This window comes from Cupriavidus basilensis (assembly GCF_029335485.1).
GTDB lineage: Bacteria > Pseudomonadota > Gammaproteobacteria > Burkholderiales > Burkholderiaceae > Cupriavidus > Cupriavidus basilensis_E.
Genome location: NZ_JARJLM010000599.1, coordinates 1 through 7,703 on the forward strand (window position 1 = coordinate 1; position 7,703 = coordinate 7,703).

The following is a 7,703-nucleotide window of genomic DNA, read 5'->3' on the forward strand; positions in this document are numbered from 1 at the left end:
GTGCTGGGCAGTTTTCCCGGCGCAGCCTCCCTGGCGGCGCAACAGTACTACGCCCATCCACGCAACCAGTTCTGGCCCCTGCTTGGCGCGCTGACCGGCGAGCCGCTGGCCGAGCTGCCGTATGCCGAGCGGCTGGTGCGGCTGCTGGCGCATCGCATAGGGGTCTGGGATGTTCTTGGCGCCTGCGTGCGCGAGGGTAGCCTCGATAGCAGTATCCGCTATCCGCAGGCCAACGATTTCGCGCGGCTGCGCTCTCTGGCGCCTGAGTTGCATCGCGTCGGTTTCAACGGGGGTACTTCGGGCCGTTTCGCCGTGCAGTTTGCGCAGGCCGGCTACGAGACGGTGGTGCTGCCCTCGTCGAGTCCTGCGCACGCAGCGCGGAGTTTCGAGCAGAAGCTGGATCTGTGGCGGATGCTGCTGCCGCCCTCACTCCCGTAGCCGCGACGGCGGCTGTCGCGTGGCGGCGTGAAGTCGAACGCGGTCGGCCAGCGGCGAATTGCGCAAGCCGGGCCGCCAGTGCTCCTACATCACAGCGCGAGCGCAGCCATTTCGCCATAGGCCCGGTTCAGCCAGACCTTGACGCGTTGCCGCTCCAGCAGGTTGAGCCCGGTGGCGGCGCGGTCCGGGTGATTGACCGCGGCCCAGAAGCTCGTGCTTTGCTGATCGATCTTCTGCATCGTGGTATCGGGCAGGTGGCGCAGCGTCATCACGCTGGCGCCAAGCGCTTCGGCCCGCGCGCGCTCGCCTGACGCGTCCAGGATCTCGAAACGGTCGCCGCGGATCTCATTGAGGACAAGCACCAGCCTGATGCGCCCGCCGAACTGGTCGAGCCACTGCCGCAGCAGGTCGACCGAATCGCGTCCCGCATCCATCACGTGCCACCAGGTAAGTGTCAGGCCATGCTCCTCGGCCAGACCGAGCACGTCCGCATCGTCGAGCCACCTGGTCAGCGCTTGCTGCGTCTGGGCTGCCAGGTCCACCAGGATGCGCCGCTGCGGATCCTCGACCGCGTGTTCGATGATGGGATCCAGGCTGTCGTGCCGCTCAAGCGCGGCGGGCGCGGCAAAATCGGCATAGAAGCGCAGCAGCGCGCCATGCGACTTGTCGGTGTCGAAGCCCAGGAATGGCATGCTCCGGTCGATAAAATGCTGGGCCAGCAGGCGGGCGACGAGCGATTTGCCGACGCCGCCTTTTTCACCACCGATAAAGTGGATGTAGCTCATTTCTGCGGATCCTTGGTCGTGGATAGGGCCGGGTTGAACGGGGTGTCCCAGGTTCGGTTCAGGTAGCTGCGAACCATGCCAGCCGAAACATGCCTACCGTAAGAGGCGTGTGTGACAGTAGCAAGTTGCATGCCGCGCCAAGCGCGGCGATGGCGCCGGATTTGGCAAAATACCGGCTGTGCCGCCCGCGGCTGCGCGCCGAAGCCGGGGGCCGGGTGCCCGCTTCTGTCACAATCGCGGCCATGAATACCGGTGGCGAGTCCGCCGGCCAACGTTTTGCAGGGTAGATAGACAATGCCGTATCTAGGAATTGGTTTTCACGTTATCGTCGCGCTGTACTTCGCCGTGCATGCGGTGCGCACGCAGCAGAACATGTACTGGCTGCTGATCCTGTTCGCCTTTCCGGGGCTGGGCAGCGTGGTGTATTTCTTCGCCATCTACCTGCCCGGACTGCGCCAGACGCGTGGCGCGTGGGCCGCCACGCGTGCCATCGGCCAACTGGTCGACCCCAACCGGGCGGTACGCGAGGCCCGCGACGCCTTCGACCGGGCGCCCACCGTCGAGCACCGCATGCGCCTGGGCGCCGCCTTGCTGGACGCCGGCGAGCCCAAGGCCGCGCTGGAGCACTACGAGGCCGCCGCCAGCGGCCCGTTTGCCACCGACCCGGCCCTGTTGCTGGGCCTGGCGCGCGCGCAGTTCGCCACCGGCGGGCATGCCGCCGCCGTGGCCGCGCTGGAGCGGCTGTTCGCCGCGCAGCCCCAGGCTCGCCAGCAGGCCGATCCCGCCTTGCTGTACGCGCGCGCGCTGGCCGCCTTGGACGCGCCGGGCACACGCGCCGCATTCGAACAGGCGCTTGCCTGCGCAAACGACGCGGCCGCGCGCTGCCTGTTCGCCGACTGGCTGGCTGCGCACGCCGAACCTGCCGACCGGGAGCGCGCCCAGGCGCTGTATGCCGAGATCGTGCATGACGGCAAGCACTGGCCGCGCCATGCCCGGGAGCACAATCGCGAATGGCTGCAGCGTGCCCAGGCTGCGCTCGGCAAGGCATGAATTGAACGGCCCGGCTGTCGCCAGCCGCCTTACTACGTACGTGCCGTCCATGTAGGCGGCACGCCTGCTCGTCTTCTCCTGATCACCATGACTCTTCTCAAACGCAAATCGATTGAAGCCGTGGCCTCGCGCCGTCCCGCGCGCGGCACGCGCAGCCGCGACGGCGCGCAGGCAGCGCAGCGCGAGGAAAAACGCATGACGCCGCGCTTCGCGCCGGTGACCTTTTCTGAAATGGAAGGCGTGCGCTACCTGCATTTCGGCACCGAATGGGTGCAGGGCGCGATGCGCCTGCGCAAGCCCGATGCCATCGAACTGGAGTACGCACAGCAGATGATGGCGTGGCTGCTGTTCCTGTCGCCGTCGGCACCGGATTTCCACGTCACGCAGCTGGGCCTGGGCGCGGCCGCGCTGACCAAGTTCTGCCATCGCCAGTTTAGCCGCGCGCGCGTTACCGCCGTGGAGCTGAATCCTTCCGTGATCGTGGCCGGGCGCAGCATGTTCGGCCTGCGCGAGGACGACGAGCGTCTTACCGTGCGTGAGCAGGATGCCTGGGACTACGTGATGGACGGCGCCCACACCGGTGCCCTCGATGTCCTGCAGGTCGATCTCTACGATGCCACCGCGCGCGGACCGGTGCTGGACACCACCGCCTTCTACAAGGCCTGCCGCCGCGTGCTGAAAGCGCCGGGCGTGATGACCATCAACCTGTTCGGCGACCACGACAGCTTTCCCAAGAACATCGTGCGGATCTGCGAGGCATTCGATGACCGCGTACTGGTGTTTCCCGAGGTGCATGACGGCAATGTCATCGCCCTGGCTTTCAACGGGCCGGCGATCGATGTGTCGTGGGATGTACTGGAGGTGCGTGCCAAGGTGGTGGAGGACAGCACTGGCCTGCCAGCGCGCGACTGGGTGAAGAAATTGCGGGCGGCGAATGCGCGGCAGGAGGAGGGATTGCGGATTTGAGGGGGTTTGGGGTTTGACGGTTTGCGTTGAGGGGGCGGTAGCCTGGCTGTTCAACAAAAGTCAACTGCTCAACTGTCAAGCAGTCAAGCAGTTGACTTTAAGCCGTACCCATCAACGTCAGGCGCTTGAACCCTTCCCCCTCACTGCTTGTGGAAGAACTGCGCCAGCGACCATTCATCGGTGCGTGCTTCATACTTCAGGCCCTTCCGCATCGCCCACATGGCGAGCTGGCTATGCGAGGGGATGATGGCGTGATCGGTCAGCGCGAACCTGGCCGCGGCTCGGGCGTTGTCCTCGCGGGCCTTGTCGCTGCTCACGGTGGTCAGCGATTTCTCGATCAGCTGGTCCAGTTGCGGATTGCTGTACTTGCCCCAGTTCCACGTCCCGTATCCGGTCTTGGGATTGGGCGTGCCCGTGATAGAGCGCAGCGCCACGTCGGCCGCCGCCGAACCCCAGCCCAGCATCTCGAACGCAAAGTCGCCCTGGCGCGCACGCGTGAAATACGCCGCCACCGGCAAGGTCTCCACCTTGGTCTGGATGCCGATGCGCGTCAGCATGCTGGCCGTCGCCTGCGCCACCGCGGCGTCGTTCAGGTAGCGGTTGTTGGTCGCGTGCAGCGTCAGGCCGAAGCCATCCGGATAGCCTGCCGCGGCCAGCAGCTTCCTGGCGCCTTCGGGGTCGTAGGCATCGGGCTTGGTGCCGGGATGGCCGAAGATCTGCGGCGAGACGATCGACGAGGCCGGCACGGCCAGGCCTTCCATGATGCGGCTGACGATGGCATCGCGGTTCAGCGCCTTGCTGATGGCGGCGCGCACGCGCGCGTCCTTGAACGGGTTCTTGCCCAGCGGCTTGCCGGCACGGTCGGTAACGTAAGGCGGGTTGTCGCGCGACTGGTCCATCTGCCAGAAGATGGTACGCCACGACACCTGCTGCTCGATGCGGAACTTGGGGTTCTGCCTGAGCTTGGCCACGTCGGCCGAGGGCACGCTCTCGATCACGTCCACGTCGCCGGACAGCAGCGCCGCGCTGCGCGCGCCGTTATCCGTGATGATGCGGAAGATCGCGCGATCCCATTCGGGCTTGGGGCCCCAGTAATCGGGATTCCTGGCCATCACGATTTCCTGCCCGCGCGCGAAGCGCACGAACTTGAACGGGCCGGTGCCGATCATCGCCTTGCCGGAATCGAAGTCCGCCTGGGTCAGCGTGGCCGCCACCTTCTTCGGCATGATGGGCACGCTGTTGAGGTCGTTGGCCAGGTTGGCGTAGTTGGGCACGCTCATGGTGAGGCGCACGGTCAGCGGGTCGGGCGTGTCGATGCGCGCGATCGGCTTGGTGTAGCTGGTGAAGGAGCCCGGGCTGCCGGTGAGCTTCTCGGGGCGCTCCAGCGAGGCCTTGACGTCGTCACTGGTGAACGGCGTGCCGTCATGCCATTTCACATTGGGGCGCAGCTTGATTTCCCAGGTGATGGCATTGACTGGCTTCCACGACAGTGCCAGGCCCGGGATGAAACGGGCGTTCTTGTCCATGAACACCAGCGATTCGAAGATATGCAGGGCGATGGCGTTATTTGGCCCGGCATTGTTCCACTGCGGATCCATCGAGGTGACATCGGCTGACAGGCCGATGCGCAGGTCTTCGGCCTGTGCCGCGCCGGCGGGCAGCAGCATCAGCGCGGCGCCGCCGAGCGCGAGGGCGGCACCGGCTTGCAGCAGCGCGCGGCGCGGCATCAGGGCGGTCAGGCGGCTGGGATGGTGGCGTGTGCGGCGTGTGGCGTTCATCGGGATGCGCTCCTCGTACGGGCCGCCGTCCGGATTGGCGGGCGGCGGCGGGTTCTCAGAAGGGGTGGCTGCCCGGGCCTGCCGGCCCGCGCGTTCACCCGGTTGCCCGCATTGTGCCGTCAAAACGACATCGGCGTGCGACATGGACGTCATATCCTTATGCTGGCAGCAAGGGGTGGCCCTTGTCCATGCCTTGTTGCCGCGGCCATGGCCACGCAGCGCACGGCAGCCGGTAGAATCCCGCCCATGTTTGCCAACTCCCGCACCATCACCTCGGCGCAGGCCGATGTCCACGACCATCTCGCGGCCCGCGTTGCCCGCCACCTGGCCGAGCCTTTTCGCAAGCCGATCGGCGAGCCCAGCCGGCGCGCGCTCGATCTTGCGCTGCAGCAATGGCAGCAGGCCGGGGCGGCGCCGCTGATCCTGGATGCCGGCTGCGGCGTGGGGGAGAGCACCTTGCGCCTGGCGACGGCCTTTCCCGGCCACTTCGTGATCGGCGTGGACCAGTCGGAGAAGCGGCTGACCGGCGGCAAGGATTGGTGGGAGGGGCCGATGCCGGCCAATTTCGCGTGGGCGCGTGCCGACCTGGTCGACGTCTGGCGGATGCTGCAGGCGGATCGCGTGCCGGTGGAGCGGCATTACGTGCTGTATCCCAATCCCTGGCCCAAGATCGGCCACCTCGGGCGGCGCTGGCAGGGGCATGCGGTGTTTCCTGCACTGGCCGCGTGCGGGGCTTACCTGGAGTGCCGCAGCAACTGGCGGGTCTATATCGATGAATTCGCCCAGGCGCTCGCGCTGGTCGGCCGGCCGGCGCGGGTCGAGCCGTGGCAGCCCGCCGAGCCCATTACGCCGTTCGAGCGCAAGTACGCTGCCTCCGGCCATGCGCTATGGCGCTGCGTGAGCGAGACCGCGGCGGCAGCCTGAAAGAAAAACGGCCCGCGCAAGGCGGGCCGTCGATCCGGCAGGGTAGGGCAGCGCCAGCTGCTCAGTGGAACAGCGGCTGCTGCGTGGGCGCGTCTTCCGGCAGTTCGGCGTGGACGATCTCGCCCGAACGGTCGGCGTACAGCGGCGTGCCGCAGTCTTCGCAATACTCAGGGTCGAACAGCGCGGCGTGGCGGAAGATGTCTTCCACCCCGGCGTTGCGCAGTTCCTCGCAGATCTGCTCCAGCGGATTGTCTTTCTCGCTGGCATCGATTTCGCCGGACTCGCGGCCATAGACCGGCCAGACGATGCCGTAGATCACATCCTTCTCGCCGCGCATGGTGAAGCCCACGCGGTATTCCTCGACTTCCTCCTCGCCGAAGGCCGCCACCACCGCCGCCATCTGGCCGGCAGGCACGTCCAGCGTGCCGCACAGGTAGTTGACGGCGGCGCGCACGGTCAGCGGGCGGATGCTCTTGTCGGATTCGCGGCAGGACAGGAAGAAGGCGTCCGGCAGCAGCAGCTCGAACTCGCAGCCGGGCATCAGCAGCGCGATCGAGGGCTGGACCTGGGTGCGCCATTGTTCCAGGCATACGGTGCGCTCGGCATGGTGCTCCTTGGCATCTTCCTGCCAGCGGAACAGGGCCTGCTCGTGCGGCGCCACCACCACGGCCAGCAGGTAGCGCGGATCGGCCAGGATCGGCGCGGTTTCCGGCAGGTCGCGCAGGTCCACCTTGGGCGTGGTGCCGGCCATGGCGGCCGAGACCAGCTTGTAGGTCAGGGCGAAGGTATCGCTGTGCGTGCGCGGCAGCTGGTCGATGCTGTACAGGTAGGGCGACAGCGCCATCCTGGTGTTGGCCGCCAGCACATGCGCCTGCATGTGCACCGCCAGGGTCTGTGACAGTTCGGGCTTGAGCGCGCCGGACGGGATGGCGTAGCGGGTGTGGGCCAGGATGGGCGCGGCGATCAGCAGCGCGTCGTAGCTGACGCCGTCGATTTCGACGGTGGCCGACTCGGCCAGGGTCTCGGCTTGTTCGGCGAGTACGTCGGAGGCATCGGCGTTGTGCTTGAACAGGTGTTCGAGCGCCGCGTCGAGTGCGGACTGGCTGCCGTTCTTCAAGAGCCGGCCCAGGCGCTGCGAGAGCCGCCGCTCCCAATACGCATCCTCCATGCGGCTGCCCGAGGCATCGAGCGCAAGCGCATCGGCCACCAGACGCTCGGCGTCAGGCGAAAGACGTTGGGAAGCCTTGGGGCGAAAACCTGCCATAAGTCGAAATCATCCGTTTTTCGGTAAAACGGTATTCTACTCGCTGCGTTGACAAAAAAGCCGCCAGGTGCCTGGCGGCCTTCCAGCATTGCACCCCTTTGGCCCGCGCGGCGGCGGAACCGCTCGGGGCTTTATTTCTGCGCGGGCGCTTGCGGGGTCTCCGGCGCATGGGTTTCCACGCCGTGCTGCTCGCCGCCCATCGAGATGTCGCCGCCCTTGGACAGCATATAGAGTGCCGCGCCGGCAATGACGACGAAGGCGATGAAAATCTTTGCCATGGTGTTGGTGTCTCCTGTGCGATCGAGGCGGGACAGGCTGACATGGCTGCCCTCGCGCGGTGCTTTGTGGGTTTTGTTGCATGGCAGTGTGGCAGGGCAGGCTTGCATGGAACTTACACGACGCTCGCATCGGGCAAGCCCGGATAAGTTGTGTATGCTGCGCTTTGTGCCGGGCGGCCAACCTCGCCCGGTACGGACGGGAGCAGGGATAGGCAAGGCT

8 protein-coding genes are annotated in these 7,703 nt (G+C 66.6%); 4 read left to right on the top strand and 4 right to left on the bottom strand.

All coding sequences use genetic code 11. The features are described from left to right. A partial coding sequence (locus tag P3W85_RS37125) for a DNA-deoxyinosine glycosylase (RefSeq protein ID WP_276268454.1) occupies positions 1-438 on the top strand: 438 nt, incomplete at its 5' end. A gap of 89 nt (positions 439-527) precedes the next feature. On the opposite strand, the gene P3W85_RS37130 is transcribed toward P3W85_RS37125, so the two are convergent. After that, a complete protein-coding gene (locus tag P3W85_RS37130; protein ID WP_276268455.1) occupies positions 528-1,223 on the bottom strand; it encodes a mobilization protein in 696 nt (231 codons plus the stop codon). A 294-nt stretch (positions 1,224-1,517) separates the two neighbouring features. Between P3W85_RS37130 and P3W85_RS37135 the strand changes: the two genes are divergently transcribed. Together P3W85_RS37135 and P3W85_RS37140 are read left to right on the top strand one after the other, a co-directional pair. After that, positions 1,518-2,273, top strand: a complete 756-nt coding sequence (locus P3W85_RS37135; RefSeq protein WP_276268456.1) for a tetratricopeptide repeat protein — start codon at positions 1,518-1,520, stop codon at positions 2,271-2,273. Between the two features lie 87 nt (positions 2,274-2,360). After that, a complete protein-coding gene (locus P3W85_RS37140) occupies positions 2,361-3,239 on the top strand; it encodes a spermidine synthase (protein WP_017225071.1) in 879 nt (292 codons plus the stop codon). Positions 3,240-3,379: 140 nt separating this feature from the next. Here P3W85_RS37140 and P3W85_RS37145 read toward each other — a convergent pair whose 3' ends face one another. After that, positions 3,380-5,017, bottom strand: a complete 1,638-nt coding sequence (locus P3W85_RS37145; protein WP_276268457.1) for an ABC transporter substrate-binding protein — start codon at positions 5,015-5,017, stop codon at positions 3,380-3,382. Positions 5,018-5,263: 246 nt separating this feature from the next. On the opposite strand from P3W85_RS37145, the gene trmB reads away from it, so the two are divergent. Continuing rightward, the gene (gene trmB, locus P3W85_RS37150) at positions 5,264-5,941 is read left to right on the top strand and encodes a tRNA (guanine(46)-N(7))-methyltransferase TrmB (RefSeq protein WP_017224711.1); all 678 of its coding nucleotides are present in this window, start codon (positions 5,264-5,266) and stop codon (positions 5,939-5,941) included. Positions 5,942-6,002: 61 nt separating this feature from the next. Here the strand turns inward: trmB and P3W85_RS37155 are convergent, their stop codons facing one another. Further along, positions 6,003-7,205, bottom strand: coding sequence for a DUF2863 family protein (locus tag P3W85_RS37155; RefSeq protein ID WP_276268458.1), 1,203 nt, complete (start codon positions 7,203-7,205; stop codon positions 6,003-6,005). A gap of 131 nt (positions 7,206-7,336) precedes the next feature. Beyond that, the gene (locus P3W85_RS37160) at positions 7,337-7,483 is read right to left on the bottom strand and encodes a hypothetical protein (protein ID WP_017224713.1); all 147 of its coding nucleotides are present in this window, start codon (positions 7,481-7,483) and stop codon (positions 7,337-7,339) included. Between the last annotated feature and the right edge of the window lie 220 nt (positions 7,484-7,703).

Excerpts from the sequence above, each read along its gene's own strand:
- P3W85_RS37130 (WP_276268455.1), bottom strand. The coding sequence starts at position 1,223 with ATGAGCTACATCCACTTTATCGGTGGTGAAAAAGGCGGCGTCGGCAAA.
- P3W85_RS37135 (WP_276268456.1), top strand. The coding sequence starts at position 1,518 with ATGCCGTATCTAGGAATTGGTTTTCACGTTATCGTCGCGCTGTACTTC.
- P3W85_RS37140 (WP_017225071.1), top strand. The coding sequence starts at position 2,361 with ATGACTCTTCTCAAACGCAAATCGATTGAAGCCGTGGCCTCGCGCCGT.
- P3W85_RS37145 (WP_276268457.1), bottom strand. The coding sequence starts at position 5,017 with ATGAACGCCACACGCCGCACACGCCACCATCCCAGCCGCCTGACCGCC.
- trmB (WP_017224711.1), top strand. The coding sequence starts at position 5,264 with ATGTTTGCCAACTCCCGCACCATCACCTCGGCGCAGGCCGATGTCCAC.
- P3W85_RS37155 (WP_276268458.1), bottom strand. The coding sequence starts at position 7,205 with ATGGCAGGTTTTCGCCCCAAGGCTTCCCAACGTCTTTCGCCTGACGCC.
- P3W85_RS37160 (WP_017224713.1), bottom strand. The coding sequence starts at position 7,483 with ATGGCAAAGATTTTCATCGCCTTCGTCGTCATTGCCGGCGCGGCACTC.